This is a genomic window from Xylanibacter ruminicola 23, from assembly GCF_000025925.1.
GTDB classification, from domain to species: domain Bacteria; phylum Bacteroidota; class Bacteroidia; order Bacteroidales; family Bacteroidaceae; genus Prevotella; species Prevotella ruminicola.
Window position 1 is genome coordinate 2,960,355 of the sequence record NC_014033.1, and the last position, 26,209, is coordinate 2,986,563.

25 protein-coding genes are annotated in these 26,209 nt (G+C 49.3%); 18 read left to right on the plus strand and 7 right to left on the minus strand.

Features of this window, described 5'->3' with window-relative positions:
- Positions 1 to 8: 8 nt before the first annotated feature.
- Complete coding sequence (gene dapB / locus PRU_RS12590) at positions 9 to 725, minus strand: 4-hydroxy-tetrahydrodipicolinate reductase (protein ID WP_013064531.1); 717 nt, start codon at positions 723 to 725, stop codon at positions 9 to 11.
- 149 nt (positions 726 to 874) lie between these two features.
- Here dapB and panB point away from each other — a divergent pair, with 149 nt between their 5' ends.
- From panB to PRU_RS12635, 9 genes are all read left to right on the plus strand, one after another.
- Positions 875 to 1,726 (plus strand): 3-methyl-2-oxobutanoate hydroxymethyltransferase, encoded by an 852-nt coding sequence (panB, locus tag PRU_RS12595; protein WP_013065647.1) that lies wholly within the window; start codon positions 875 to 877, stop codon positions 1,724 to 1,726.
- Positions 1,727 to 1,732: 6 nt separating this feature from the next.
- Positions 1,733 to 2,578 carry a pantoate--beta-alanine ligase gene (gene panC / locus PRU_RS12600; RefSeq protein WP_013064169.1) on the plus strand — a complete coding sequence of 282 codons (846 nt, stop codon included), beginning with the start codon at positions 1,733 to 1,735 and terminating at the stop codon, positions 2,576 to 2,578.
- A 7-nt stretch (positions 2,579 to 2,585) separates the two neighbouring features.
- Entirely contained in the window at positions 2,586 to 2,975 is a 390-nt protein-coding gene (gene panD / locus PRU_RS12605; protein ID WP_013064781.1) for an aspartate 1-decarboxylase, read from the plus strand.
- 12 nt (positions 2,976 to 2,987) lie between these two features.
- Complete coding sequence (gene coaBC, locus PRU_RS12610; protein WP_013064628.1) at positions 2,988 to 4,178, plus strand: bifunctional phosphopantothenoylcysteine decarboxylase/phosphopantothenate--cysteine ligase CoaBC; 1,191 nt, start codon at positions 2,988 to 2,990, stop codon at positions 4,176 to 4,178.
- Positions 4,179 to 4,181: 3 nt separating this feature from the next.
- Positions 4,182 to 4,940: a type III pantothenate kinase gene (locus tag PRU_RS12615; RefSeq protein WP_013065266.1), complete on the plus strand. Its 759-nt coding sequence runs from the start codon at positions 4,182 to 4,184 to the stop codon at positions 4,938 to 4,940.
- Between the two features lie 99 nt (positions 4,941 to 5,039).
- Complete coding sequence (locus PRU_RS12620) at positions 5,040 to 5,414, plus strand: BlaI/MecI/CopY family transcriptional regulator (RefSeq protein ID WP_013063443.1); 375 nt, start codon at positions 5,040 to 5,042, stop codon at positions 5,412 to 5,414.
- Complete coding sequence (locus tag PRU_RS15460) at positions 5,414 to 6,772, plus strand: M56 family metallopeptidase (RefSeq protein WP_013064115.1); 1,359 nt, start codon at positions 5,414 to 5,416, stop codon at positions 6,770 to 6,772. Before PRU_RS12620 ends, PRU_RS15460 begins: the two co-directional genes overlap by 1 nt.
- 439 nt (positions 6,773 to 7,211) lie before the next feature.
- Positions 7,212 to 7,901 carry an Abi family protein gene (locus tag PRU_RS12630; protein WP_013065679.1) on the plus strand — a complete coding sequence of 230 codons (690 nt, stop codon included), beginning with the start codon at positions 7,212 to 7,214 and terminating at the stop codon, positions 7,899 to 7,901.
- A gap of 864 nt (positions 7,902 to 8,765) precedes the next feature.
- Complete coding sequence (locus tag PRU_RS12635; RefSeq protein ID WP_049769167.1) at positions 8,766 to 9,086, plus strand: outer membrane protein assembly factor BamE; 321 nt, start codon at positions 8,766 to 8,768, stop codon at positions 9,084 to 9,086.
- A 101-nt stretch (positions 9,087 to 9,187) separates the two neighbouring features.
- Here PRU_RS12635 and PRU_RS12640 read toward each other — a convergent pair whose 3' ends face one another.
- The 3 genes from PRU_RS12640 to PRU_RS12650 form a co-directional block, all read right to left on the minus strand.
- The gene (locus PRU_RS12640; protein WP_013063096.1) at positions 9,188 to 11,605 is read right to left on the minus strand and encodes a TonB-dependent receptor; all 2,418 of its coding nucleotides are present in this window, start codon (positions 11,603 to 11,605) and stop codon (positions 9,188 to 9,190) included.
- Positions 11,606 to 11,793: 188 nt separating this feature from the next.
- A complete protein-coding gene (locus PRU_RS12645; RefSeq protein WP_013063818.1) occupies positions 11,794 to 12,411 on the minus strand; it encodes a CatA-like O-acetyltransferase, family 2 in 618 nt (205 codons plus the stop codon).
- 7 nt (positions 12,412 to 12,418) lie between these two features.
- Positions 12,419 to 15,286 (minus strand): M16 family metallopeptidase, encoded by a 2,868-nt coding sequence (locus PRU_RS12650; protein ID WP_049769168.1) that lies wholly within the window; start codon positions 15,284 to 15,286, stop codon positions 12,419 to 12,421.
- A 103-nt stretch (positions 15,287 to 15,389) separates the two neighbouring features.
- Between PRU_RS12650 and PRU_RS12655 the strand changes: the two genes are divergently transcribed.
- On the plus strand, positions 15,390 to 16,160 hold the full coding sequence (locus tag PRU_RS12655) for a Rossmann-like and DUF2520 domain-containing protein (RefSeq protein WP_013064892.1): 771 nt from the start codon (positions 15,390 to 15,392) through the stop codon (positions 16,158 to 16,160).
- Here PRU_RS12655 and dprA read toward each other — a convergent pair.
- Both dprA and PRU_RS12665 read right to left on the minus strand, forming a co-directional pair.
- A complete protein-coding gene (dprA, locus tag PRU_RS12660) occupies positions 16,150 to 17,274 on the minus strand; it encodes a DNA-processing protein DprA (RefSeq protein ID WP_013063751.1) in 1,125 nt (374 codons plus the stop codon). The genes PRU_RS12655 and dprA overlap by 11 nt on opposite strands.
- Positions 17,275 to 17,280: 6 nt before the next feature.
- The gene (locus PRU_RS12665; protein ID WP_013063199.1) at positions 17,281 to 18,576 is read right to left on the minus strand and encodes a DUF2851 family protein; all 1,296 of its coding nucleotides are present in this window, start codon (positions 18,574 to 18,576) and stop codon (positions 17,281 to 17,283) included.
- Between the two features lie 101 nt (positions 18,577 to 18,677).
- Here PRU_RS12665 and dusB point away from each other — a divergent pair, with 101 nt between their 5' ends.
- On the plus strand, positions 18,678 to 19,625 hold the full coding sequence (gene dusB, locus PRU_RS12670; RefSeq protein WP_013065327.1) for a tRNA dihydrouridine synthase DusB: 948 nt from the start codon (positions 18,678 to 18,680) through the stop codon (positions 19,623 to 19,625).
- Between the two features lie 17 nt (positions 19,626 to 19,642).
- Here the strand turns inward: dusB and PRU_RS12675 are convergent, their stop codons facing one another.
- Entirely contained in the window at positions 19,643 to 20,773 is a 1,131-nt protein-coding gene (locus PRU_RS12675; protein WP_013065525.1) for an SGNH/GDSL hydrolase family protein, read from the minus strand.
- A 78-nt stretch (positions 20,774 to 20,851) separates the two neighbouring features.
- Between PRU_RS12675 and PRU_RS12680 the strand changes: the two genes are divergently transcribed.
- From PRU_RS12680 to PRU_RS12710, 7 genes are all read left to right on the plus strand, one after another.
- Positions 20,852 to 21,430, plus strand: a complete 579-nt coding sequence (locus PRU_RS12680) for a LemA family protein (RefSeq protein ID WP_013063896.1) — start codon at positions 20,852 to 20,854, stop codon at positions 21,428 to 21,430.
- Positions 21,431 to 21,513: 83 nt separating this feature from the next.
- Positions 21,514 to 22,548, plus strand: coding sequence for a Holliday junction branch migration DNA helicase RuvB (ruvB, locus tag PRU_RS12685; protein WP_033150792.1), 1,035 nt, complete (start codon positions 21,514 to 21,516; stop codon positions 22,546 to 22,548).
- Between the two features lies 1 nt (position 22,549).
- The gene (gene coaD / locus PRU_RS12690) at positions 22,550 to 22,999 is read left to right on the plus strand and encodes a pantetheine-phosphate adenylyltransferase (RefSeq protein WP_013063844.1); all 450 of its coding nucleotides are present in this window, start codon (positions 22,550 to 22,552) and stop codon (positions 22,997 to 22,999) included.
- Positions 23,000 to 23,001: 2 nt separating this feature from the next.
- Entirely contained in the window at positions 23,002 to 23,424 is a 423-nt protein-coding gene (gene ybeY / locus PRU_RS12695) for an rRNA maturation RNase YbeY (protein WP_013063024.1), read from the plus strand.
- Positions 23,425 to 23,454: 30 nt separating this feature from the next.
- The gene (locus tag PRU_RS12700) at positions 23,455 to 23,835 is read left to right on the plus strand and encodes an FMN-binding protein (RefSeq protein WP_013064793.1); all 381 of its coding nucleotides are present in this window, start codon (positions 23,455 to 23,457) and stop codon (positions 23,833 to 23,835) included.
- Between the two features lie 17 nt (positions 23,836 to 23,852).
- Positions 23,853 to 25,004 carry a hypothetical protein gene (locus PRU_RS12705; protein ID WP_013064339.1) on the plus strand — a complete coding sequence of 384 codons (1,152 nt, stop codon included), beginning with the start codon at positions 23,853 to 23,855 and terminating at the stop codon, positions 25,002 to 25,004.
- Positions 25,005 to 25,007: 3 nt separating this feature from the next.
- On the plus strand, positions 25,008 to 26,168 hold the full coding sequence (locus tag PRU_RS12710) for a class I SAM-dependent methyltransferase (protein WP_013065287.1): 1,161 nt from the start codon (positions 25,008 to 25,010) through the stop codon (positions 26,166 to 26,168).
- Positions 26,169 to 26,209: the final 41 nt, after the last annotated feature.

The following is a 26,209-nucleotide window of genomic DNA, read 5'->3' on the forward strand; positions in this document are numbered from 1 at the left end:
GCTAAGGCTTAGAATTTAAACATATCGCTGATGGTGAGCAGTCCCTGATGCTGACTTGTGTACTCGGCTGCCAGCACGGCTCCCAGGGCAAAACCCTTACGACTGTGGGCATCGTGAGTGATGGTAATCAGGTCGGCATCGCTATCATAGCGGATAGTGTGGATACCAGGCACCTCGCCACGACGGATATGATCCACACGCAGGTACTTCTTGTCGGTAGTATCCTCTTTCCAAGCTTCCTTGCGGTCGATGTTATCTACAATCTCTTCGGCCAGTGTGATGGCAGTTCCGCTGGGATGGTCGAGCTTGTGCACATGATGTGTCTCCTCCATCTCCACATCGTACTGTGGGAACTGGTTCATAATCTTAGCCAGATAGCGGTTTACGGCAGAGAAAATGGCCACACCGATTGAGAAGTTCGACGCCCAGAAGAGTGTTTTACCCTCCTCATTGCAAGCCTTGCGCACCTCGTCGCCATGCTCGGTCATCCATCCGGTTGAACCACTAACAACTTTTACGCCCTTAGCCCACGCCTTAAGATAGTTGCCATAGGCAGCCTGTGGGGCCGTAAACTCGATGGCCACATCGGCCGATGCGAACTCAGGCGAATCGAAATCCTGCTGATTATCGATGTCGATAATACTTACAATCTCATGACCACGGTCGAGGGCTATCTGTTCAATCATCTTACCCATCTTGCCGTAGCCGATTAAAGCTATTTTCATAATTAATTCGAATTAAAACGCCGCAAAGATACTACTTTTTAGTCAACAAACACCCATTTTCAACAGAAAATAACTAAAAAATTTGCTGATATTAAAATAATGTAATACTTTTGCACCCTCAAAGGGAGTATAGAATTCTATTTCAGGAAATGAGAAAATCTATTTTTGACTTACTAGAACGTAAGGGAAAGCAGCCTGTCAGCATGCTGACGGCTTATGATTATCATACAGCTTGCACAATTGATGAAGCTGGAATCGACATGATTTTGGTTGGCGATTCGCTCGGCAACGTGATGCTGGGTTATGAAAATACACTTGCAGTAACAGTTGATGACATGATTCATCACGGTGCAGCCGTGTGCCGTGGTGCCAAGCAGGCATTCGTGGTTATCGATATGCCGTTTATGTCATATCAAGTATCGGTAGAGGATGCTGTACGCAATGCCGGACGTATCGTAAAAGAAACTAACTGTCAGGCAGTTAAGCTCGAGGGCGGCGTAGAATATGCCGACCGTATCAAGGCTATCGTACAGGCAGGCATCCCTGTCGTGGCACATATCGGACTCACACCACAATCTGTTAATGCCATGGGTGGCTACAAGGTTCAGGGCAAATCGCTCGAACAGGCCAAGAAGCTTCTGGCTGATGCTAAAGCTGTAGAAGAGGCTGGTGCATTTGCCATCACATTGGAGTGTGTGCCTGCAGAATTGGCTAAGCTCGTCACCTCACAGACCAAGGCATTGACCATTGGTATCGGAGCTGGTAATGGCTGCGACGGCCAGGTGTTGGTTTATCAGGATATGCTGGGCTATAACAATGGCTTCATACCTAAGTTCGTGAAGAAATATGCCGACTTGCACAGTGTGATGCTTGAGGCTTTTAAACAATATAAACAAGAGTGTGAAGAGCGTACCTTCCCAGCAGCAGGACATACCTATGCCATCAGCGAAGAGGTGATGCAGGCGCTTTTTGAAACGGAGTTAGAAGAAGTAAGAAGATAAGAAAATATGAAAGTTGTTAAGACAGTAAAGGAGGTAAGAGAGATTGTAGCCGGTTGGCGTAAAGAAGGACTCACCGTAGGACTGGTGCCTACGATGGGATTCCTACACGAGGGTCATCAGAGCCTCATCCGCAAGTCGGCCAGTCAGAACGACCGCACGGTGGTTTCGGTTTTCGTTAACCCCATCCAGTTCGGTCCTAACGAGGATCTGGAGGCTTATCCACGCGATTTGAACCGCGATATGCAGAAGGTTGAAGAGGCTGGTGGCAACCTGATTTTCAACCCCGAGCCCGCCGAGATGTATCCTGGCCACTTTACATCGTTTATCGATACCACCGAGACTACCGAGCTGCTTTGTGGTGCCGTTCGCCCCGTTCACTTCCGTGGTGTGTGCACCGTAGTAGGTAAGCTCTTTAATATTGTTTGTCCCGATCGTGCTTACTTCGGACAGAAGGATGCCCAGCAGCTGGCTACCGTTAAGCGTTTTGTGCGCGATCTTAACTTCCCCGTTGAGATTGTGCCCTGCCCTATCGTTCGCGAGGACGACGGACTGGCCAAATCGAGCCGTAACACTTACCTGAATGCCGACGAGCGCCAGGCAGCGCTGATTCTTTCAAAGAGCTTGAAGCTGGGTAAGCAGGCTATCGAGGCTGGCGAGCGCGACGCTCAGAAGGTGATCGACATCATCCGAAAGAATCTGGAGACCGAGCCTATGGCCCGTATCGACTATGTTGAGGTGGTTGATTTCGAAAATATCCAGCGCACAGCCAGTATCCAGGGCGAGGTTCTGGTTGCCATCGCCGTTTATATCGGTAAGACCCGACTGATTGATAATTTCATCGTAAATATTTAAGATAGGTATGGATATAACACTGCTGAAGGCAAAGATACATCGTGCTGTGGTTACCCAGGCCGATCTGGATTACGTGGGCAGTATCACTATCGACTCCGACTTGCTGCGCGAGAGTGGCATTCTGGAGTACGAGAAAGTAGAGATTGCCGATATCGACAACGGCAGTCGCTTTGCCACCTATGCCATTGCTGGCGAGGCCGGATCGGGCATTATCTGCCTGAACGGTGCCGCTGCCAAGTGCGTGAACGTAGGCGACAAGGTGATTATCATGGCCTATGCCACGATGACGCCTGAGGAGGCCCGCGACCACAAGCCTACTGTGCTGTTTGTAGATGAGCACAACAAGGTGGTTCGCAAGGCCAACTACGAGAAGCACGGCCTGCTGGTTGAACAGTAAAAACATAAAGATATGCTGACGGGAAAGACCATCGTACTGGGCGTTACGGGCGGTATTGCTGCCTACAAGAGCGCCAATCTGGCTTCGATGCTCATTAAGCTGCATGCCGATGTGCATGTGATTATGACGCAGAACGCCACCAAGTTTATTACGCCCATGACGTTCGAAACGCTTACCAACAATAAGTGCATTGTTGATACCTTCGACCGCAACTTTTCGTTCGATGTCAAGCATGTATCGCTGGCCAAGCGCGGCGATCTTTTTGTGGTGGCTCCCTGTACAGCAAATGTCATCGGCAAACTGGCTCACGGCATCTGCGACGACATGCTCACCACCACCATGCTGGCCACTCGCGCTCCCAAACTGATTGCGCCCGCCATGAATACCGGCATGTGGGAGAACCCCATCCTGCAGGATAATCTTACCAAGCTGAAGGGCTATGGTTATCATATCATCGATCCTATCATAGGCCGACTGGCTTGTGGCGATACGGGCACAGGCAAGATGCAGGCAGAAGAGGTGATCGTAGAGCATATCCTGGCATTTATGGCCAAGGAAAAGGACCTTGCAGGCAAGCGCTATCTCATTACCGCAGGCCCTACACAAGAGGCTATCGACCCCGTGCGCTATATCACCAACCACTCATCGGGCAAAATGGGCTACGCCATCGCTAAAATGGCCCGTTTGCGCGGCGCTCAGGTCACACTGGTGTCAGGTCCCGTTAACATCAAGCCTTTCTGTGGCGTAGATGTGGTGCCTGTTAAGAGCGCAGCCGATATGTTCGAGGCTGTTACCAGCCGTAGCGCTGAGGCCGATGTGGTGATTATGTGCAGCGCTGTGGCCGACTACACACCCGCCGTTTATGCCGACCAGAAGGTGAAAAAGCACGACGGCGACCTACAGATTGAACTCAAACGAACACAAGATATTCTTGGTTGGCTGGGCGAACATAAGCCCGCCAAGCAGACTTTGGTGGGATTCTCGATGGAGACAGAGAATCTGATTGAGAACTCGCGCGCCAAGCTCCTGAAGAAGCATGCCCAGCTGATTTGCGCCAACTCGATTGCTGGCGGCAATACGGGCTTTGCAGTTGATACCAACAAGGTTACGCTCATCAGCAGCCAGGAGGTAAAAGAACTGCCACTCTGCTCGAAGGAGGAAACAGCCGACCTGATTATCGACCATATCCAAACCCTTGCGTAACGTATGCATATACTCATAGATATCGGCAATTCTACCGTGGTAGTTGCTTTGGCTGATGACCAAGGTAACATCGCCGACACATGGCGTTTCAAGACCAAGAAGGAAGAAACAGCCAGTTTTTATCGCTACGAACTGCGCCAAGGTCTGCGCAAATATGGTGTTGAGGCGGCTGATATCCAAAAAATCACCATCTCGTCGGTAGTTCCCGAGGTGAACGATGATATGGCCCAGGCCATTACCGACCTGACGGGCTTGCAGCCCCATTTCTTCTCGATTGCCGATGCACAGGGCATTATCTCGATAGATGTAGAATCGCCCACCCAGTTGGGTAAGGATCGTCTGGCCGACGCCATCGGTGCTGCCTGCTGCTATGGTGTGCCCGCCATCGTCATCGACTTTGGCACAGCTACCACCATCGGCGTTATCGACGAAAACCGAGTGTTCCGCGGCGGCATCATCATCCCCGGCGTTAAAACCTCGATGAACGCTCTGAGCGCCCGTGCCTCGCAGCTGCCCGCCATCACCATCGAGAAGCCTCAGCATCTGATTGGTCGCAACACCCTTGAGTGCATGCAGAGCGGCATTGTTAACGGCACTGCTGCCATGATTGACGGACTTATCCATCAACTGCTGCCCACCCTAAACGGCGAGCCCCACATCATTGCCACTGGCGGCATGTCGCGCACCATCGCTCAGCATTGCCACCACCAAATCACCATCGACCCCTACCTCCTCTTCAAAGGCCTGTTCCAGGCCAAATAACTTAAATCTTGTTAATATTCTAAAGTTTTAGAGTAAAATATTTGCTTGTTCTAAAAACTTAGAGTACATTTGCCAACGGTAATTCTAAAAACTTAGAATATGAAAGAAAAGAAACAATTGACTAAGGCTGAAACGCAAGTAATGAACATACTCTGGTCGTTGCCAGAGAGTAAGGGTTATTCGGCTGAGATTATGGAGAAATTCCCTGAGCCCAAGCCTGCTCTTACCACGCTGCTCACATTCTTGAAGATACTCAAGGAGAAAGGCTTTGTGAGCTCGGAAAAGATAGGAAAAGCACAGCTTTTCAGCACCACCATCAGCAAAGAGGATTACACACGCGCCTATATGAAAGAGGTGAAGAATACATTCTTTGGTGGCTCGTTCGCCTCACTCGTTTCGTTCTTTGCCAAGGATGAGCAGCTGAGCGACGATGAGGTTAGTGAGATTATGGAAATCATAAAGAATCGCAAGTAATGACTGAATTTCTGACCTACGACCTGAAGGTAGCCGTGCTGATAGCGGTATTCTATTTCTGCTATCGTCTGCTGATGGAACGCGAAACGTTTCACAGGCTTAATCGTATAGTGCTGTTATCGTCCATCGCACTCTCGCTCGTTCTGCCCCTTTGTGTTATCACTTTCCATGAAACGGTAGAGGTAGAACAAACGACAGCAACGGCTAATCCTAACCCACAATCGCCCATTACGGATATGTCAGCCGTAACAGCCGCAGATAGCGTGCAGATGGCTCCTGTTGATCAGTCAGCCGTTATCTTTGCCATCTTTATAATTGGTGTACTTTGTAGATTGTTCTTTATAGCCAACAGTTATCGGCTTTTGCGCCGAATTATTAGTGATAGTGAGCAACATACGTTGGAGGATGATGTAACGCTGGCAGTTGTCGACCTGCCTGTTGCACCGTTCTCGTGGATGCGTACCATCGTGTTAAGCCGGATTGACTACGATGAGCGCAACCCTTCGATACTTGCCCACGAGCGTGGACATATCCGCCTGCATCACAGCTGGGATATCGTCTTCGTCGAAATGCTTACGGCCCTGCAATGGTTCAATCCTGTGGTATGGCTCCTGCGTCGCGACCTGCGAACCGTCCATGAGTACGAAGCCGATGCATCCGTCCTCTCGTCAGACTCAGACGTGAGTCAATACATTCAACTACTGATGCGGAAGGCGATGGGTACAAAGGCCAGTATCCTAGCCAATGGCATCAACAACAGCACCATTAAAAAACGAATTTTCATGATGTTAAAACATAAGTCAAACAGGCGAGCATGGCTCAAAGCCCTTTATATCGCCCCCATAGTAGCAGTATCGTTGGTAGCAACGGCAAAGACGGTGACTGAGTTTAAGCCCAAACCAGCCAATCCTGTTACGCCCACCGCTGTCTCGAACGACACTATAAACAAAAGTAACACACTCGTATGGGTGTTAACCGATGAGGAGAAAAAGCAAGCCAAGACAATAACTCCTGGAGCACCTGGCTCTATCAATATCAGCGCGGCTATACACGACAATGGTGTCAAGCAGAATTTCGATGGTTCCTGCTATATAGTCCGTGTACCAAAGGGTTGCTGGATAGAAGACGACGAAGATTCCTGGATAGAAGTAAGCTGGGACAGATTCTTATTCGCTGGCAAGACCACCAAGATACAGCTCGATGGTGTACCTTTCGATGAGAATAGCGCACCCAAATTGCATTATTCTGTCCTCAAGAAAATCGAAAACCACCGCAAAGGCAATGTCAACGTGGTAAATCTGATTACCAAGCCCGTATCCATTCCATCGGGTATAAAGAATAACGCGTCAAAAAAATAACCCCAATCATTACCATGCTTACCCCCTCGCCCGCTGAAGGTTTTCTTCTCTCTCTCCATCAGCAGCGAGGGGCTTAAATCTTGTTATTATTCTAAATTTTAAGATATTTCTTTGGATTTTTTTATTTTTGCCGAATTATTTGTTTGGATAATTTCTTTTTTGTATATCTGCCGCTTGGCGACAATGCCGTGCCACGTAGAGATAGTTCCGCTATATGCCATATCGCAAATCAACGGATAATCGCCTGCCACAGAACCGTCCCCTGGCAGGTTACACCCGCAGGTTTTAATAAAGCCACGAAACAGCCCCTACCATCACACTCTTTTTCAATAATCAACTCAAATATTTCGAATAATTATTTGGCTGATTGAGAATAAGTCTGTACCTTTGTCGGCAGAATTAAAAAACTGATAATAACCAGCAAAATTTGTCTATCACAATGAAGTATACAGACTTTGAAAACATTATATCAGCCGACCGCATGAGAAAATATCTCGTGGCCTGCAATAACGATACACGTAGGGCAATGACCCTCTATCGCCATAATCTTAAGCTCTCACAAGAGATGTTTACAATGATTAGCTGTTTCGAGGTAGCACTTCGTAACAGAATCGACATGGAGATGAAACAACATTGGGGTAACGACTGGTTGCGAGATTTTATTATGCCAGGTGGTCCTTTTGCTACTGACGGAAGAGCTGATGGTACAAGGAAAATTATTAAAAAGGCGTATGATGATTTGATGCGCACCAATACCTATAGTCATTCTAAATTGCTTTCTAAAATGGAATTTGGCATTTGGAAATACATGTTTAATAATGTACAATATAGGTTGGGAGGTAGGTATCTGCTGAAAATTTTTCCCAATAAACCTCGCACTACAAAAAATAACAAGTTTGACAATTCTACAATCTTCTTAGAGTTGGATTATATAAACAATGTTCGTAATAGAATTGCTCACCATGAGCCAATTTGTTTTGGATGTCCGATTTGTATTGATACAACCTATGTTCTACGTAATTATGCCCGCATATTTACCTTGTTTGGTTGGATGGGGATAGATGCACCGCGATTGTTATACGGACTTGATCATGTTGGTGAAGAATGTGGCAAAATCATGTGTGTGTAACGTTCAGAATGTTAATTATTTAGATAAAATAGAAGAAAAATTGCAAAATATTTGGAGTGTATTAATTAAATTCTTATCTTTGCACCGTTCAGTCCTGGTAGTCCCTGAAGTTTTTCAAACTATCAGGTGTTTTTTTGCTCAAAATTTCACCCTGCCCGTTTTTACAACATACTCAGTACAACGCCAAGTTGCGGGTATACAAAAAAATGCCCCGCGTCGTCGCGACGAAGGGCACTTGAACTTAAAAATACGATAACGTTCTTATTATGTAATAAGTATCCGCATGAATATAAAAAACAGGAACTACCAGTTTCGGATACTGAAACTGATAGTTTCCTACTTTGGAACCAAACAGATTATAATATGGCTGATGATGACATGTGGATAGTTTCTCGAAAAGCGAATCCCGGCTTCAAATATATTTACACAATTAAATTCGGAGGCGATGAGGATTCCTTACCCCGATTTTGTTCCCTAGTTAGGGGAAATTTGCTACCTCACTAGGGAAATATTTTTTCTATTAATACCCGCAAAATGCGGGCGCGCACGGGCATCATAATACAATTAAAAATATTTTACCTTTTGATGATTATAGCCCTTATATGGATAGTACGGAAGTATTTGTGCGATAATCGTAAAGTATCTGTTAGATTGCCGTAATGCAGGGGTAGAAACGTGGAAACAGGGAAACGTGGAATCAGGCCAGTATTCCAAAACCCAAAGCAAGGGGGCTCGCGATGAGTCCCCTTCTTTATTTGCTACAAAAATGGGGATTCCCCTACCGCATAGTAGGGATTTGTATGCAAATTTCAAAAACGGATGCTTTACCTTTGCAGCATAAATGTATGATTAAAGCTTAGGATTATGATGAAAAGGATTAGAAAAATGGCCATGGTGGGCGTGTTGGGAATTGTGATGAGTTCGTGTGCATCGATGTTTTTAACGGTTACCGATAAGGCGGCACGCATACAGCAGGGTATGACCAAAGATGAGGTAACAGAGATTATGGGCCGGACACCCGACTACCGACGATTTGCCAACGGGCACGATGAATGGGAGTATCGTACGCTGCTTAACAACGACGATTACGATGTGGTGGTGCTCGATTTCCGCAACGGTCGTGTGGCACAGATGGACTCGTTCCGCGAGGTTCGCCACTATCACCCCGATGGCGAGAAGAAGTAGCGGCCAGTTTTCCAAAACCCAAAGCAAGGGGGGCTCAGCGATTGAGTCCCCCATTCTACTGTGTGTTTTCCCCACACTATCAGCAGGCATCTGCCCTCTGATCAGAAATCAAGTCGGTAGAAGATGTTTGGGAATGCGATACCGCCATCGTCTATGCGGACATCGCGAGTCCCCAGGTCGAAGCGCTGGTACTGTGGCACCTTGGCGCCCAGAACGTTCAGACCCTCGAAAGCGATGGTGTGGCTCACCTTACGCTTGTTGATCTTATAGCTGATGGTGAGATCCACTACGCCTGTTGGATCGAAGCGCTTGGTGAATTCCTCGCCTTCCTTGTAGATAGGATCATCATCAATGATACCCATGTTCACACGGGCACGCATCTGATCTACGTCAACCGGTGTATAGCGCAGACCGCCCTGGATGCTGTACTTGGCACTGACGTTTAACACGTTCTTACCAATCATCCACTCCTTACCGGCCAGGATCTTGAACATGAAACCACGGTCGTACAGCTGGTTGCGCCATACCTTATCCTGTCCGCGATACTCTGCCTTATAGAGCGAGAAGTTGGTCTGTCCGAAGAATCCATGCGACATGTAGTGCTCCAAGGTGATGTCACCGCCATAGTTGCGGGTATTGCCCTTGTTCACCAGTGGCTCGTCGGTATAGTTGTAGTAGCGGTTTGTCACACAATAGGTGCTGCCGTTGATGCCCACTGGCGTGTCGAATCCATACTCGTAGAAGGCATTCACGCGCAGTGTCAGGTTGCTGTTGAACTTATGCATGTAGGTGGCATGCAGGTGGTGTGCCTTGGTCAGTCCCAGGTCCTTGTTGACCAGACGGTCGTTGCCGTCGCGATAGAAGTAAGCGTCGAGCTTCTCAATCATTGAGTGCAGACCGTAACCCATCGAGAAACTGTTCTTCTCGTTTGGTTCCCACTTGAAGCTCACGCGTGGCTCAATCGAGAGGTCCTTCGACAGCAGGAAATAGTTGCCAGAGATACCTGCTGACAGACTGAACTTGTCGCTCAGGTTAAAGATGTTATGCCAGAACAGGTTGGCCAGTCCGGTGTTGTCCTTCATCTTGGTATATTCAGTCATGGGGTTCACCGTGTCGTAGAGCTTGTCGTGCGAGCGGTAGTAGAGGTTGAAGAAACGATGCGAGTATTCACCACCGAACTGTGTGAGCCACTTGCTGGTGACCTGCTTCGAGAGCTCTGTGTTGAATACCAGTCGGTCTTCGTTCATCTGCTGCTGGCTGTAGGGGTACATCTTACTATTTGGGTTGTTGGGATCCTCGTATGCCAATGGCTGCTTGATGGTACCATTTTCAGTGCGTGCAAATCCATAGTAATGCATGTTGCTCTTCAGGTGCTGCATATTGTAGGCCACAGTGGTGCGCCAGGTCCACTTGTTGTTGAAGTGGATTTTGTGAGATGCACCTGCCAGAATCTGCGTCAGTTTGCTGTCATTATTCGAAGCGTCGTAAACCGAATGCGCATCTTCAATCTTCAATGGGTCGTCGTGGTTAGTATCAAACAGACCTAAACCGAAAATAGAGAAGGTACCAGCACGCTTGGTGGGGAAGTTCAGCTTGACTGAGAAATCTTGGAAGCCCAAGTGCGAACCCTCAGTGTCAACCAGTCCCAGTTTATCTACCAGTGATGTGAAACCATATCGGTAGTTGATGATATAACTACTGTTGTTCTTGCGAGAGATAGGACCCTCGAGTGTCAACTCCTCTGATACGGTACCAATCTGCAGGATGTTCTCGTGCTTGGAGTTGTTTCCCGAGCGCATCTTCACGTCGAACACACCACTCAGGGCGTTGTTGTAGTTGGCGTTGAAGGTCGAAGTAAAGAAGTCGCTGTTGGCAATCACGTTCGAGTTCATACCGCTCACCAGTCCGTAACCGGCATTCCACATATCGTTAAAGTGGTTGGGTGTAAACACCTCAACGCCCTCAATGCGGTACTGCATGCGCTCGGGTGCATTACCATGAATCGAGAGTCCGCTACCGCCAGCATCGCCCGATACGCCGGCAAACGACATCACCAGTCGGGCGGGGTCGTTATAACCGCCTGCAAATCGGCTGGCCTCTTCCATCGAGAGCATCACACCACCGGTGAGTACCGACGGGTTAACGGTGGCCTCCTTGTTTACACGGGGCTTAACCACCACCTCCTTCAGCTCGGTGCTGTTCTCGCGCAGAGCAATCTCCAGCACTACCTCCTTGGGTCCCGAAATCAGGATTTCCTTCATCACACTGGGCTCATAACCAATATAGTTGGTCTCGATGGTGTAACGTCCGCCCTTGCTTATCTTGATGGTAAAGTTACCATCCATGTCGGCAACAGCAGCCGCATTCTCTAATTCTGCAATTTTTACCGTAGCACCAATCAGCGCTTCGCCTGTAACGGCATCTTTTACAGTTCCACGCAGGGTTTCGGCCTGCACGCTCATAGTTCCGCAAAGTAAAATAGCGGTCGACAAGAGGTTAATAATCGTTGTTTTGCTCATAAAAATAATTGTTTTAGATATTATAAATTCTGAAATTCATCTCACGATGCACGCTGCAAATATACAACTATTTTTTATATAATGCAAAAAATAATGAAAAAAATATTTGGAGTTGCCTGATAGCAAAAATAAGGGAAACTAATGGTTGCGGCTAGGGAAACTGGCAGTTCCTTGCGGGGGAACTACCGTTACAGATGGTTGATGATTTGCTGCAGATCCTCGAGATATTGGGCGGCATGGCCCCCATCCATCTGGGCATGATGGAACTGCATGGAGATGGGAAGCCACACCTTGAACCAACTTTTGCGATAGCGACCCCAAGCCAGGAAGGGGTTATTGAAAACACCCGAGTACTGGTTGACGATGCTGTCGAGCTGGGTGGCCGTCATAGCCGAGGTGCCGATAACCATCGCCTCCTCATCAAAGGTGCTCTCGCAGGTGTCGATGGCCGTCTGCGTCATCCGATCGTAATCGGCTGCAAACTGATTAAAATCATCGCTGTAGGGCACATCGCACGAACAGATATCACCCTTTTTGTGGTTCACAATCACGTTGATGGCCAGGCGGTCGTACTTGTACAGCTTGCCATTCTCGGGCAACAGGTAGAACTCTGGTCTATCTGCGGCAGCACGGCCCATGCACCAGCACAGCAGCGTGTTAAACTTTACGCCCCTACGCTTGCACACCTTATACAAACGCGTTACATCAAACGTTTTGGTAAACGTAACCATGGGCACGGGCGATTTCATCCAAAGCCCAAAAGCCTTAGCCCTACTGGTATCCTGCGGATTAACTTCTTGTTTCATCTATTATTTATCTATATACATCTTCTTTCTTAAGCTCAACCACCTTGCCGTAGCGCTCAAGGGCTTTCATATCGGTAAGTTTCTTGTCGCCGATAATCATCCACACGCGGTTGTTGTTGCCTGCAATGTGCTGCTGGTGGAACTGGATGATGTCCTGAGCTGTGATACCAGGCAGCAGTCGGGCTTTGGCGGCATTGGGGTCGACAGTATTGCCCAGCATGTGCTGATTGGCCACGAAAGCAGGCATGTTGCGGAAGGTGGGATAGCTATTCTGTATGTCGTTGAGCACACTTTGGCGGGCGGCATCCAGATTATTCTCCTTCATCGGCATCTGGCGCAGCAGCGAATCCACGGTAGCAAGGGCTTCCATCGTCTTGTCGGCCTGGGTTCCAGTGGCTGTGATATAGCCCAGAACGGCATCAGGATGCTGAGCAAGACTGGTGGTATAGGCACGGCCACCAGTGCTGTAGGCCAGCGAACGGAACTCGCGTACATTCTGGAAGAGAACCGACGACATGCTGCCACCGAAATACTCGCCAAAGAGCGATAGTTTAGCACGATCGTCGGCTGTTGATAGCGGACTGATGGCATCGAAACTTATCACATAGTTCTGGCGCGACTTGGGTACGTTGTAGAAGTAAACCATTGGCTCGGTGTACTGCTGCAATGGGCGGAAGGTATCGGCCTCCTTGCGTGTACAGTTGCTCAATGGCAACGCCTGCTGCGCTGCTGCAGCCACCTCGGAGATAGTCTTGGTGCCGCAATACAACAGTTCGCAATCATACTGCTGCACCTCGCGGAACAAACTGAGCAGGTCTTCGTTCTTAAGTGCCTTTATCTCACTCTTACTCAGCTGGTTAAGATAAGTTGACTTGCTGCCATACATCACATATTCGCGCATAGGGGTGAGCACATCGTCCTTCTGTTTACCAAAGCTCTTGCGGTCTACCTTATCTTCGTCCTTAGCGTCGCTCAGCGCCTCGTCGTCGCCCTTGGCCGATTGCAGGAAGTGGGCCAGCAAGCGGAGTGCTGGTTCGAACTGCTTATCTGGACCTGTAAGGCTGAACACAAATGTATGGCTACCAGCATTTATTTCCATCGTGGTGTTTATCTTCTGCCAAGCCAGCTCCAACTGTTGTTTCTTGAGCGAATCGGTGCCTAGCGACGAGAGATAAGAGCCGAGTACGCTGAGTGCTGGTGTGTGCAGCTTACCATCCTTGAAACGCAGGTTAAACGTAAAGATGTCGTTGATAGGATTCTGCTTATAATATAAGGTGGCGTGATCGCTTAGCTGTTTGGTATCTACAGCCGTCTGCAAGTCAACGGTACGTATTTCGGTCTGTATTACAGGTATCTGTTCCAGCTGGCGGGCAAAGTCCGACTTGGCATCAGTATTCTTTGGCTGAATGGGCTTATAGCCAGGCTGTTTTAGCGTTTCCTTCTTAGGTGTACCATACTTCTTTACCAGCGTTATGTAGTTGGTGCCGTAGTACTTCTTGGCGGCGGCTACCACATCGGCCTTGGTAAGGCGCTTAATTCTTTCGATTTTATCGAGCGCATCCTGCCAGGTCTTGCCTTTCGAGAACAGATCGACCAGCAACTCAGAACGGCTGCTGATGGTTTCCAGACTCTTCTCAGCACTCATCACCTCCTCTTGTTTCAGGGCCTCAAGCTGACTGTCGCTAAAGTTGCCATTAATCACCTGCTGAATCTGCTCCATCACGCGTCCTTCGGCAGTTTTCATCTTTCCAAACAACTTGGGGATGATGAGCACGGCTGTACCTGCGGCATCGTCGAACCCCACATTCAGGGCGAATGATGCCATCACCTTATGCTCGTTCATCAGCGAGTCGAGCAAACCAGCTTTGCCATTAGAAAGCAGTCCGTTGGCCAGTTCCAGAGCATTAGCATCGGGCTCGTAATCGGTAGCGCCTTTGAATACCAATGCCTCAGCACCAATAAGCGGTATGGGGAGTGTAACCTCCTGTCGTTCGCCAGCCTGAATCTCTGGCATCGGACTATAACCGCGCTGTGGCACAGGGCCCGTCTGCACACGACCAAACGTCTTTTCAAGCAGAGCGGTCAAGTCGTCGCTGGGCGTAATGTCGCCACAGAGAATCAGACCCATATTCGAGGCCACATAGTATTTCTTGTAGAATTCGGCCATATCCGACAGGCGTGGGTTTTTCAGATTCTCAGTAGAACCAATGATGGGATAGCCATAAGGCTGAGTCTTGAACACAGCACCCATCACTTTATCCATTGCATCGCCCATTCCATCGGCCGAACGGTTCTTTTCTTCGTACACATTCTCCAATTCGCCCTGGAATCCGCGATATACAGGGGTAATCAGTCGCTCAGAGTTTAACCAGCACCACTGCTCGATGAAATGGGGCAGAAACTCGTTGTGATAGAAAGTCATATCGTAGCCAGTGCCCGCATTCAGACTGCTACCGCCATACTTTGATATCAGACGGTTGAACTCGTTAGGAATCACATAATCGGCAGCTTTCAGGCTCAGCTGGTTAATGTGCTGCTGAATCTGCTTTCGCACGTCCTCATCCTTGGTCTGCGATAACAGGTCGTACTGGGCAGAAATGCTATCCAGCAGAGGTTTTTCGGCTGTGTAATCGATGGTACCCAAGCGGTCGGTACCCTTAAACATAATGTGCTCAAAGTAGTGGGCAATACCGGTATTAGGACAATCCTTGGCGCCAGCCCTAACCACAACGGCACCAAACACCTTGGGCTGCGAGTGGTCTTCGTTAACCCAAACGGTCATGCCATTACTAAGTTTAAACTCCTTTACATCGAGTTGTGCCGTTGCTGTAAGTGCAACCACGCAAGCGAAAATGGATAATGCAGTTCTTTTCATACGAACTAATAGTTAAAATTTGGGTGCAAAAATAGTCTTTTTTGTTGAGTAAAAAGAATTTTTACTACAAAAGTTAATTTTTTTTTGTACCTTTGCAGCCATTATGAAGATAGTTTTTATAGGATCGGGAAATTTGGCCACGCAGCTGGGACTGGCCTTGAACGAGGCTGGGCAGCAGATAGTACAGGTGTATAGCAAGACAGAAGAGCATGCCGGCGAGCTGGCAGCTAAGCTGGGATGTGCCTACACCACCAACATCGACGAAATAACCGAAAATGCCGATATCTACATCATCTCGGTAAAGGACGATGCCATCGCCACACTGGCCGAAAAGGTGGGCCGCAAGGCGCAGCAGGCCATCATCGTTCACACAGCGGGCAGCATTGCGATGGAGGTGCTGCAGCCATACGCACAGCACTACGGGGTGCTGTACCCGATGCAGACATTCTCGAAGAACAAACCCGTGGATTTTAAGCCGATACCTTGTTTTATCGAGGCTTCGGACGATGCCACGCTATCCGCTATCCGCACACTGGCCGAGAGCGTATCGCAGAATGTGGTGCCTGCCACATCGGCACAGCGCAAAAAACTGCACCTGGCAGCCGTGCTGGCCTGCAACTTTACCAACCATTGTTACCGACTGGCCGAAAAGGTGCTTGAAGAGGAGCAGATGGATTTTAAGCTATTCCTGCCGCTTATCGATGAAACGGCACGAAAAGTAGCCCAGCTGAGCCCGAAACAGGCACAGACGGGACCGATGATGCGTTGGGATACGGGCGTGATGCAGATGCAGATGGACCTGCTGAGCGACGAACGCACCCGACAGATTTACAAGCTGATGGCCGAGAGCATTCACGAGGATGCTACAAAATAAGATGGTAGGTGCCACCAGCCATCGCTTTTACCACACCTTTCATTTCGAGTTGGAAAAGCAGCGCCGTAACCTGACTGATAGACAGGTTGGCATGCACACTCAATACATTTATCTGGAGATCGTTGGTTTGCTGCAGCAGACTGACGATTTTCTGTTCTTCGGCCGATAGTTCGGGGAACAACTGGCGCTCGATACCTCCTGCCAAAGCCTGCTGACGGATAATATCATCCTGCCAACCCATAGCCTCAACAAAGTCGGATGCACTGGTAATCAACTCGGCAGCCTTATCGCGGATAATATGGTTGCAACCCTCGGAGTAAGGTCGGCCCACATTGCCTGGGAACGCAAATACGGGGCGATTGTAGCTCTGTGCTATCTCGGCTGTTATCAGACTGCCACCTTTTGCGGCACTCTCAATCACAATGGTAGCATCGGCACAACCAGCCACAATGCGGTTGCGGCGCACAAAGTTTACCTTATCGGCATTGGTTTGGGTCATAAACTCTGTCAGCAGTCCGCCATGGGTGGTCATCTCGGCAGCTGTGTCGCGATGGTGATAGGGGTAGATCTGGTCTAAACCGTGAGCCAGCACACCCAAGGTCTGATAGCCGTTCTCGAGGGCGTTGCGATGGGCGCAGATATCTACACCATAAGCCAAACCGCTCACAATCAGCACATTGTGGCACATCTCGTGCAGCTCGCTGATAAACCTGTGCGTGATATCCTGCCCGTAAGTGGTGATGTGGCGCGTGCCTACGATACTGATGATTTTCTGCTGGTTCAGGTCGGCATTACCCTTATAGTACAGCACCAGCGGCGCATCGGGGCACTCCAGCATGCGCTGGGGGTAGTCGTCGTCGAGTGGCGTAATGGCGCGTATCTGGTGCTCCTCCATATACTTCAACTCGTATTCGGCCCGTTTCATCGCGTCGCCCCAGTCCTTCAGGGCGGCAACCAGGCGTGGCGAGCAATCAGGTATCAGGTCGGGCACCTCGTGGCGGTGTTCGTATAGTTTCTGGGCGCTACCAACGGTTTTGTACATCTCTAACGCCAGCTGAAAGTTAAAGTTAGTAAGGCGTGTAAGCGCCATTGCATAGAATATTTCCTGGTTCATAGGTGTTTATTTGCGTTTTAAGTATTCGTAACCAAAGCGACAACGCAGACAGTCCTTCTTGTCGCAATACTCCTTTTTTAGCTGTATGAGTGCCTGCGAGTCGCCAGCCGATTTAACGGGCAGTCCCACCTGCTTCCACATGCGGATAATGTGGTTGTTCTCGGCCTTGAGCTGCTCGAGAAACTCGAAAGCCCTATCGCAAAGCACCGCCTTTGACTGATGGCGGCCATAGGCAAACAGCATGGGGATGGCGGTATTAATCATCAACAGATTGATGGAGCCTACCGACAGATGTTTGGCGTTCTTAGCGCTCTCGGAGCCAAAGGTGTAATGGGTTTCCCAATAGGGCGTAACCTGCGAGCTGAGCACGTGTTTGAGTTCATCCAGGGTTTCGCACTCTATCAGCTGACTTAAGCCTGCCTTCTGCTGATAATACAGGTTGGCCAACTGCGCCAAGCGGATGTGAGGGAAGTTCTGCGGGCGCAGGCGGAGGAACCGCCACAGACGGAAATCAATCGGTTTCATCGAGAATTTATGCGCCAGATACTGGTACTCGTTGCGCAAGCGGGCAAAGTAGCCGTCGTTAAGCGCCTCTTTCTGGTAGCACTCGGGCACAGCATCCAGCTCCAGCAATCCTGCCTGACCGAAGAAGACGGCCTCGATCTGAAACAAATCGTCGCGATGGTGCGCCACAGCACTCAGGGGCACATTCTGCGCCCATTGTTCGAACACATCGCCATTAATGCCAAAGCCGTAGTTGCGGGCCAACGTGGTAAAATAGCCATCCTCCCACGAGCCGTTGCAACGCTCTACACGGCGGCGGATATCGGACGTTTTGCGCTCCAGGCGCTCAACCTGCAGGGCTGCCATCCACGAGTGAATAGTGAGCGAGGGCAGATCGGGTATCACCTTATAACAGGCCGGATACTCCTCGGTTTGGCGCAATTCATCGTAATGTGCCTGCACATGCGGCGGTACATCCAACTGCAGCTGAGGTACGTACTGACCGTTGCTCTTCATCACCTCGGTATCCAGCACCTTGGCCACATGCAGTATCACATTGTCGTAATCGCTGTTCTTGTCGTGCCCATGCACGTACCAGTCGCTCGACTTGTCGTGAATCTCAACATTGCCCACCCACATGGTGCCGTTAATACGCACTTTAGCATTCACAAAATCGGGCCCGGCATCGCTGTTGTGCTTGCCCGGATCGATCACCTCAACCAGCATACCATCGCTTGTGAGCAGCTCTTTCAGCGGAAAAAGCTTCAGTTTCCAAGTATAATGGAGTAATTGTTCCATATGGTTTATTTAGCTATAAGTAAAAATTTGTGCACAAAAATACATGATTATTTGCAATCTGCCAAATAATATCAGAAAAAATGCGTAACTTTGCACCCGAAATGAAGATAGGCGATATAGAATTTGGACAAAATCCGGTGTTTTTGGCACCGATGGAGGATGTGACTGATATTGGTTTCAGACTGCTTTGCAAGCGGTTTGGAGCTGCGATGGTGTATACTGAGTTTGTAAGCGCCGAAGCGCTGATACGCGATGTAAAATCTACTATCTCGAAGCTCACCATCAGCGATACCGAGCGCCCCGTAGGCATACAGATCTACGGTCGCGACGTAGAGGCGATGGTTGAAGCAGCCAAAATCGTGGAACAAGCCGGTCCGGATCTGATCGACATTAACTTCGGCTGCCCAGTAAAAAAGGTGGCAGGCAAGGGTGCTGGCGCAGGCATGCTGCAGAACATACCAAAGATGCTGGAGATTACCAGCAAGGTGGTAGATGCCGTAAAGCTGCCCGTAACGGTGAAAACACGCCTTGGCTGGAACCACGAGCAGCTGATTATCACCGAGTTGGCCGAACAGCTGCAGGATTGCGGCATTAAAGCGCTGACTATCCACGGCCGCACACGCAGTCAGATGTACACAGGCGAGGCCGACTGGACGCTGATTGGCGAGGTAAAGCGCAACCCACGCATACATATTCCTATTATAGGTAACGGCGATATACACAGTCTTGACGAGGCCGACGAGGCATTCAAGACCTATGGCGTAGATGCCATCATGATTGGTCGCGCCACGTTCGGCTGTCCTTGGATTTTCAGTCGCGAGGAACTCGACTTCAACCAGAAGCTGGACATCCTTGAGGAGCTGCTGCGTATCAACGTGGAGCGTATAGACGAGAAACGAGGCATCCTCCATACCAGAAGACACCTCGCTGCTACACCTATATTTAAAGGAATTCCCGATTTCCGACAGACCCGTATCGCCATGCTGAGAGCCGAGAAGATGGACGAGCTCTTGCAGATACTGGAGGATACACGAAAGCTGTTAGGCTAATCCTTTTAAATGACATTTTAGAACCACCCCATGAGCGAACGCAGATAGGCTGTAAGTTCGCCAGCCATCTTTTCGTCCTGATACACATTGGGATGCCAATCGTTGCCGTACCACTCGTCGCCGGCGATGGGCGCCATATCAAAGCGGTAAACCTCGTTATCGCCAGCCTTCTTGGCTTCGGCAGTCACCTCGTCGAGCAACTGCTTCACCTGCTGCAACTCCTTGTTATACAGCATCGAACCCGACAGGAACACAATCTTAGCCTTGGGGTTATGCAGGCGCACCATCTGCAGCAGCTTCTTGTAGTTCTGCTTCAGCAGCTTCAGGTCGTAGTTGTTGGTCGAAGTATCGTTGGTACCCAGATTGATGCAGATCACATCAGGCTGATAACGGCCGAAATCCCATTTTTCGCGCAAGAAAGTAGCCTCGTGGCGCAGTTCCGGCTTCCAGGCATAGCCGACATACTCGTACTGCACCAGCATGTTCGACTCGGGGTTGCCCGTCTTGGGACCGTCGTAGTTGCGATAAGCACCAATACCACTGCGAGCCACCACCCAGTGCTGGGCATTCAGATTGCGCGCTGTGATCGAGGCATACGAGTAATAATGATTCTCAGTCGCATAATCAAAATGCTCCTCTTTCTTCAATCCCTCGTTACCATAGCCGCAGGTAATCGAATTGCCGATGAATTCTATCTTTCTTGAGGGAAAAGCAGGCGCATCAACCAACTTTTTGCCTTTATCGAGCACAAAGCCCCAGAACTCTGGGAAAAACTCGTAACCCTCGATGGCATACATCAGTTTAACCGTATGCACACCATCTGCCAGCGCTGTAGCCAAGGTCACCAGCGAATCGCGCTCACCACGAAAAGCCACCTTGAAAGGCTCGGCCTTATCAATCTGAGCCATAAAATAACCACTCTGCGGCTTGGCCAGCATGCGCAAAGAAGTGCCCTCGAAGGCAGCCGCTATCTGCACACCAGGAAAGTTGAACGCAGGGCGCTCGGGGTTAGTAAAGCTGATACGTCCGGCATACTGAATGTGGGCATCAGTAGGTTTGATTACTTCGCCTTGGATAGGCATGGTTTTAATGGCCATCAGCTGTTGGCACAACATAGCTGCGAAAGCTATCAAAAACAATTTTTTCATATAATTTTTAAGTTTTGGTGGCAAAGTTACGAAATCTTTTTGTATCTTTGCCCCAATTAAACCATAAAATTTTAAATTATGCAAGCAGTAGGAGTATTTTTCGGCGTTATCGTCGCCCTCGCAGTTATCATCATCGGTTACTTTATTTCAACCCAGCGCAGCCTGGTAAGTCTCGATGAAATGTGCAAAAATGCCCTGAGCCAGATCGAGGTTCAGCTTAATTCGCGTTTCGATGCAGTAGTAGCTTTGGCTAAAACGGCAGCACAGTATGCCAAGCACGAGAGCGAAACCATTATCCAGACCATCGAAGCCCGCGGAGGTCACACATCGGCCGCCACACCAGCAGGCATCAACGCCCAGTCGGATCTGTTAGGTCAGATGATGAGCCGCCTGAACGTAGTGGTTGAGCAGTATCCAGAACTGAAAGCCAGCGAGCTTTACCAGAATGCACAGGCAGGACAGGCCGAGTACGAGGAGAACGTACGCATGTCGCGTATGGTTTACAACGATACCGCTACCAAGATGAACCGTATGGTTCGCCAGTGGCCATCAAGCATTGTTGCACAGATGCTGCATTTCGATGTAAAAGACTATCTGAAGGTTGACAACGAGAAGAAAAAGGACTACCCCGATCTCGATGAAGCCTTTAAAAAATAAAGCTTGAAAAGTGAAAAATTATAAATAGCCACAGATTATTTTGTAGTCTGTGGCTTTTTTCGTAATTTTGCACACGAAATATGATGGACGAAGATTTCGATATTCGTGAAGAACGCTTCTCTCAAGGCGAGAAGGACTTTGAGAACGCTTTACGACCGCTGAGCTTTAGTGACTTTAGCGGTCAGAAAAAGGTTGTAGAGAATTTAGAGGTGTTTGTAGAGGCCGCCAAATATCGTGGCGAGCCCTTGGATCACACCTTGCTGCACGGTCCTCCAGGACTGGGTAAGACAACCCTTTCGAATATCATCGCCAACGAGCTGGGTGTAGGTTTCAAGATTACCAGCGGCCCTGTACTCGACAAGCCAGGCGACCTGGCCGGCATCCTGACGTCACTCGAGAAGAACGACGTGCTTTTCATCGACGAAATCCACCGTTTGTCGCCTGTAGTAGAGGAATATCTCTACAGCGCTATGGAGGATTATCGCATCGACATCATGATTGACAAAGGTCCGTCGGCACGTAGCATCCAGATTGACTTGAACCCGTTTACGCTGGTGGGCGCCACCACCCGTAGCGGACTGCTTACAGCACCTTTGCGTGCCCGTTTCGGTATTAACATGCATCTGGAGTACTACGAGCCCGAAACGCTGCAGGCCATCATAGAGCGCTCGGCAAACATCCTGGGTGTACCCATTACCGAAGATGCAGCCCTGGAGATTGCAGGCCGTTCGCGTGGAACGCCACGTATCGCCAACGCCCTGTTGCGCCGTGTGCGCGACTTTGCGCAGGTGAAAGGCAACGGTACCATCGACACCAAGATTACTCGCGTGGCACTCACAGCCCTGAACATCGACAAGTACGGTCTCGATGAAATCGACAATAAGATTCTGCTCACCATCATCGATAAGTTCCGTGGCGGTCCTGTGGGCATCACCACCATCGCTACAGCTATCGGCGAGGATGCAGGCACCGTAGAGGAGGTATACGAGCCGTTCCTCATCATGGAGGGCTTTATCAAGCGAACCCCTCGCGGACGTATGGTTACCGAGCTGGCTTACAAGCACTTCGGGCGCAACCCTTATGGCGGAAACATTATGCAACCCAATCTGTTTGACTGATATGAGAACAGGAATATTTGTGGGGAGTTTCAACCCCTTTACAATTGGTCACGATTCTATCGTGCGACGTGCATTGCCACTCTTCGACCGATTGGTAATCGGCGTGGTTGGCGATAATGTTCACAAGCCCGATATGCCCAAAGCCGAGGAGCGTATGCAGGCTATCAAAGAGCTCTATGCCGATGATCCACGCATAGAAGTGAAACCCTATCACGGCTTAGCGATGGACTTTGCCAAAGCCGAAAACGCCCAATTCATCGTAAAAGGTGTGCGCACGGCGAGCGACTTTGAATACGAGCAATGGCAGGCCGATTTTAATCGCCGCTTGGGTGGTATCGAGACGATTCTGCTTTATACTGAGCCTGAACTGGCCAGTGTATCATCGAGTGCTGTACGCGAGCTGCAGCATTTTGGCGTAGATGTAAGTGCTTATATACCGAAAAAACATTAACTATGATTATATACGAAGCAGAGGGAGTGAAATTCCCTAACATCAAGAAGCGAGAGACTACTAGCTGGATTCGCCAGGTGGCAGCCAGTTATGGTAAGAAAGTCGGTGAAATCGGCTATTTGTTCGTGAACGATGAGAAGATTCTCGAAGTGAACAATCAGTTCTTGGGTCACGACTACTACACGGATATCATCACCTTCGACTACTGCGAGGGTAAAACCATCAGCGGTGATATCTACATCTCTGTCGACACGGTGTTTACCAATGCCGACAAGTTCGGTCGCCCCTACGACGAGGAGCTGCACCGTGTAATCATTCACGGCATTCTGCACCTGTGCGGCATTAACGACAAGGGTCCCGGCGAGCGCGAAATCATGGAAGCCGCTGAGGATAAGGCACTTGCCTTGCTGAAAGAAGAAGAATAAGTTTTAAGGAAAGATATGAAGAGATTGATGATGACTGTGAGCTGCTGCTCACTGATGGTTGTCGCCCTCACGCTGATGAGTTGGACAGCCGACGACACGATGACAAAGGAAAACGGGATGACAGTAATCAACACCACTACACTGGGCAAGGATGTGCAGGGCTTTCTGGGCACTACACCAGTTAAAATCTATATCCAGAAGAACAAGGTAGTAAAGATTGAGGCCCTGAAGAACCAAGAGACACCCAAATACTTCCTGAAGGTAAAGAAGAACCTGCTGGACAAGTGGAACGGCGTAAAGGTTAAGGATGCCAAGAAGATGAAGGTTGATGCCGTAACAGGCGCCACCTACTCTTCGAAAGCTGTCATCGAGAACGTACAATTAGGATTGGATTACTATTCTAAGCACTAATCACGGTGCAAAAGCCTATGGATATAGCCATTTATACACTCACTTCGGAGCTGCACGACGAGGCGGCTGTAGGAGCAGTTACTCAGGAGTTCCTGGGTAGCTTAGGGATTGAATACACGCTGAAAGGCAACGATTACAGCGATTACGGCACTCACACGCTGTCGGTCATTTATGTGCGCACAGGCGGTACCGAGGGTATTTTCAAACGCTTGCTGCCCCAGTTGCGTCAGCAGTCACAGGCACCTTTCTATCTGCTCACATCGGGTAAAAGCAACTCGCTGGCGGCATCGATGGAGATTCTCTCGTATCTGCAGCAGAACTACCTGCAGGGCGAGATTATTCACGGAAGTGCCGATTACATCGCACGCCGACTGCAGACCTTACAGAAGGTGCAGGAAGCAAAACGCCAGCTGAACGGTGCACGTTTGGGCATTATCGGCGAACCTTCCGACTGGCTGATTTCGAGCGTAGCCGATCCAAAAGCCGTAAAAACCAAGTTAGGTATCGAGTTGGTAGAAGTGCCCATTTCGGAACTGTTAGAGGGTATCGACAAGGTAACCGAAGGCGAGATGCCCGATCGTATCTACCAGGCTCTGAAAACTATTGTAAACAAGCACAATCTACAAGGCTTTACGCTGCGTTGTTTCGATTTGCTCACAGCCGTACATAATACAGGTTGCTGGGCACTGGCCAAGCTGAATGCCGAGGGTATTGTGGCCGGTTGCGAAGGCGATGTGCCAGCCATGTTATCGATGGCTATCACCAATGCCTTGCTGGGCGTATCAGGTTTCCAGGCTAATCCATCGCAGATTAACCCCGAAACAGGCGAGATGCTGTTTGCGCATTGCACCATACCATTGAATATGGTTGAGCGCTACGAACTGGATACGCATTTTGAGTCGGGAATAGGCGTTGGAATCAGAGGTTTCATGAAGGAAGGCCCCATTACAGTATTCAAGGTATCAGGCGATCTGAAGCGCAGTTTCATGGCCGAGGGCGAACTGGTTAAAAATCAGGCCAAACCCGACCTCTGCCGCACGCAGCAGGTAATACAACTGGCTGATAATGAGCAGACTGCCTACTTCCTGACCCACCCCATTGGTAATCACCACATTATCACACCAGGAAAGAACCGCAAGCTGTTCGAAGACTTTATCGCATCATTATAAACAATGAACGAGGCCACGCTCGCATTTATCCGTAGTCATGCTAACGACGACGTACGGCAACTGGCACTTCAAGGCAAGAAGAACCCTGAAGTGGACATGACGTACGCACTCGACCAGATAGCAGGCCGGCAGAAAGCGCGCGTAAAAATACCATCATGGGCGGCTAACGACGACATTATGTATCCGCCTCACCTGTCGATGGAGCAATGCTCGAGCGAAGCCACAGCCCGCTATAAAGCCCAGATAGCCGGCAAAGGCAAAAGAATAGTAGATTTAACCGCTGGTTTTGGCGTTGATATGGCATTTATGTCGGTCAACTTTACCGAAGCGGTACACGTAGAGCAGCAGGCGGCATTATGCGCCATTTCATCGGCTAACTACGCGTGTTTAGGCTTACAGCATATCAACGTGGTTTGCAACGACGGTGTGGCCTATTTGCACCAGATGGCGCATGCCGATCTGATATTTATCGACCCAGCCCGACGCAACGAGCATGGCGGGCGCACCTACGGCATTGCCGACTGCACCCCAAACGTGCTGGAACTTATCGATGAAATGCTTGAAAAAGCCGATCGCGTGATGATAAAACTATCACCCATGCTCGATTGGCAGAAAGCCGTTTTGGACATCGGAAATGTAAGCGAAGTTCATATCGTTTCGGTGGCCAACGAGTGCAAAGAGTTGCTCTTGGTAGTAGATTGGAAAGTCCAGAATCTAAAGGTGTTCTGCGTAAACGACGGACAGGTATTCAGTTACACATCGAACGATGAAATCCGCAATTTTTATCAGCAGCCATCCAATCCCCGATATCTGTACGAACCCAACGCATCGGTGATGAAAGCCGGATGCTTCCAACTCATAGCCCAACGTTTCGGCATCAGTCAGCCCGATAAAAACAGTCATTTGTTCCTATCGGAGCAGATAATCCCTGATTTCCCAGGACGCGGATTTGTGATTGAACGCACCTGTACGATGAACAAACGGGAGCTGAAAACAGGCTTGACAGGTATTAGCCAAGCCAATATCGCTGTGAGAAACTTCCCGCTATCAGTAGCCGACCTGAGAAAGCGACTGAAGCTGAAAGACGGCGGCGAGATATATATTTTTGCCACCACAAGCGCCGAGAAAGGCCATCTGCTGCTGGTTTGCCGAAAAATATCATAATATTTTTTGTTATTTGCCACTTTTTTCTTATCTTTGCATCG

What these genes read in the sequence shown, in the direction of transcription:
- dapB (WP_013064531.1), bottom strand. Translation starts at nt 725, where the DNA reads ATGAAAATAGCTTTAATCGGCTACGGCAAGATGGGTAAGATGATTGAA.
- panB (WP_013065647.1), top strand. Translation starts at nt 875, where the DNA reads ATGAGAAAATCTATTTTTGACTTACTAGAACGTAAGGGAAAGCAGCCT.
- panC (WP_013064169.1), top strand. Translation starts at nt 1,733, where the DNA reads ATGAAAGTTGTTAAGACAGTAAAGGAGGTAAGAGAGATTGTAGCCGGT.
- panD (WP_013064781.1), top strand. Translation starts at nt 2,586, where the DNA reads ATGGATATAACACTGCTGAAGGCAAAGATACATCGTGCTGTGGTTACC.
- coaBC (WP_013064628.1), top strand. Translation starts at nt 2,988, where the DNA reads ATGCTGACGGGAAAGACCATCGTACTGGGCGTTACGGGCGGTATTGCT.
- PRU_RS12615 (WP_013065266.1), top strand. Translation starts at nt 4,182, where the DNA reads ATGCATATACTCATAGATATCGGCAATTCTACCGTGGTAGTTGCTTTG.
- PRU_RS12620 (WP_013063443.1), top strand. Translation starts at nt 5,040, where the DNA reads ATGAAAGAAAAGAAACAATTGACTAAGGCTGAAACGCAAGTAATGAAC.
- PRU_RS15460 (WP_013064115.1), top strand. Translation starts at nt 5,414, where the DNA reads ATGACTGAATTTCTGACCTACGACCTGAAGGTAGCCGTGCTGATAGCG.
- PRU_RS12630 (WP_013065679.1), top strand. Translation starts at nt 7,212, where the DNA reads ATGAAGTATACAGACTTTGAAAACATTATATCAGCCGACCGCATGAGA.
- PRU_RS12635 (WP_049769167.1), top strand. Translation starts at nt 8,766, where the DNA reads ATGATGAAAAGGATTAGAAAAATGGCCATGGTGGGCGTGTTGGGAATT.
- PRU_RS12640 (WP_013063096.1), bottom strand. Translation starts at nt 11,605, where the DNA reads ATGAGCAAAACAACGATTATTAACCTCTTGTCGACCGCTATTTTACTT.
- PRU_RS12645 (WP_013063818.1), bottom strand. Translation starts at nt 12,411, where the DNA reads ATGAAACAAGAAGTTAATCCGCAGGATACCAGTAGGGCTAAGGCTTTT.
- PRU_RS12650 (WP_049769168.1), bottom strand. Translation starts at nt 15,286, where the DNA reads ATGAAAAGAACTGCATTATCCATTTTCGCTTGCGTGGTTGCACTTACA.
- PRU_RS12655 (WP_013064892.1), top strand. Translation starts at nt 15,390, where the DNA reads ATGAAGATAGTTTTTATAGGATCGGGAAATTTGGCCACGCAGCTGGGA.
- dprA (WP_013063751.1), bottom strand. Translation starts at nt 17,274, where the DNA reads ATGAACCAGGAAATATTCTATGCAATGGCGCTTACACGCCTTACTAAC.
- PRU_RS12665 (WP_013063199.1), bottom strand. Translation starts at nt 18,576, where the DNA reads ATGGAACAATTACTCCATTATACTTGGAAACTGAAGCTTTTTCCGCTG.
- dusB (WP_013065327.1), top strand. Translation starts at nt 18,678, where the DNA reads ATGAAGATAGGCGATATAGAATTTGGACAAAATCCGGTGTTTTTGGCA.
- PRU_RS12675 (WP_013065525.1), bottom strand. Translation starts at nt 20,773, where the DNA reads ATGAAAAAATTGTTTTTGATAGCTTTCGCAGCTATGTTGTGCCAACAG.
- PRU_RS12680 (WP_013063896.1), top strand. Translation starts at nt 20,852, where the DNA reads ATGCAAGCAGTAGGAGTATTTTTCGGCGTTATCGTCGCCCTCGCAGTT.
- ruvB (WP_033150792.1), top strand. Translation starts at nt 21,514, where the DNA reads ATGGACGAAGATTTCGATATTCGTGAAGAACGCTTCTCTCAAGGCGAG.
- coaD (WP_013063844.1), top strand. Translation starts at nt 22,550, where the DNA reads ATGAGAACAGGAATATTTGTGGGGAGTTTCAACCCCTTTACAATTGGT.
- ybeY (WP_013063024.1), top strand. Translation starts at nt 23,002, where the DNA reads ATGATTATATACGAAGCAGAGGGAGTGAAATTCCCTAACATCAAGAAG.
- PRU_RS12700 (WP_013064793.1), top strand. Translation starts at nt 23,455, where the DNA reads ATGACTGTGAGCTGCTGCTCACTGATGGTTGTCGCCCTCACGCTGATG.
- PRU_RS12705 (WP_013064339.1), top strand. Translation starts at nt 23,853, where the DNA reads ATGGATATAGCCATTTATACACTCACTTCGGAGCTGCACGACGAGGCG.
- PRU_RS12710 (WP_013065287.1), top strand. Translation starts at nt 25,008, where the DNA reads ATGAACGAGGCCACGCTCGCATTTATCCGTAGTCATGCTAACGACGAC.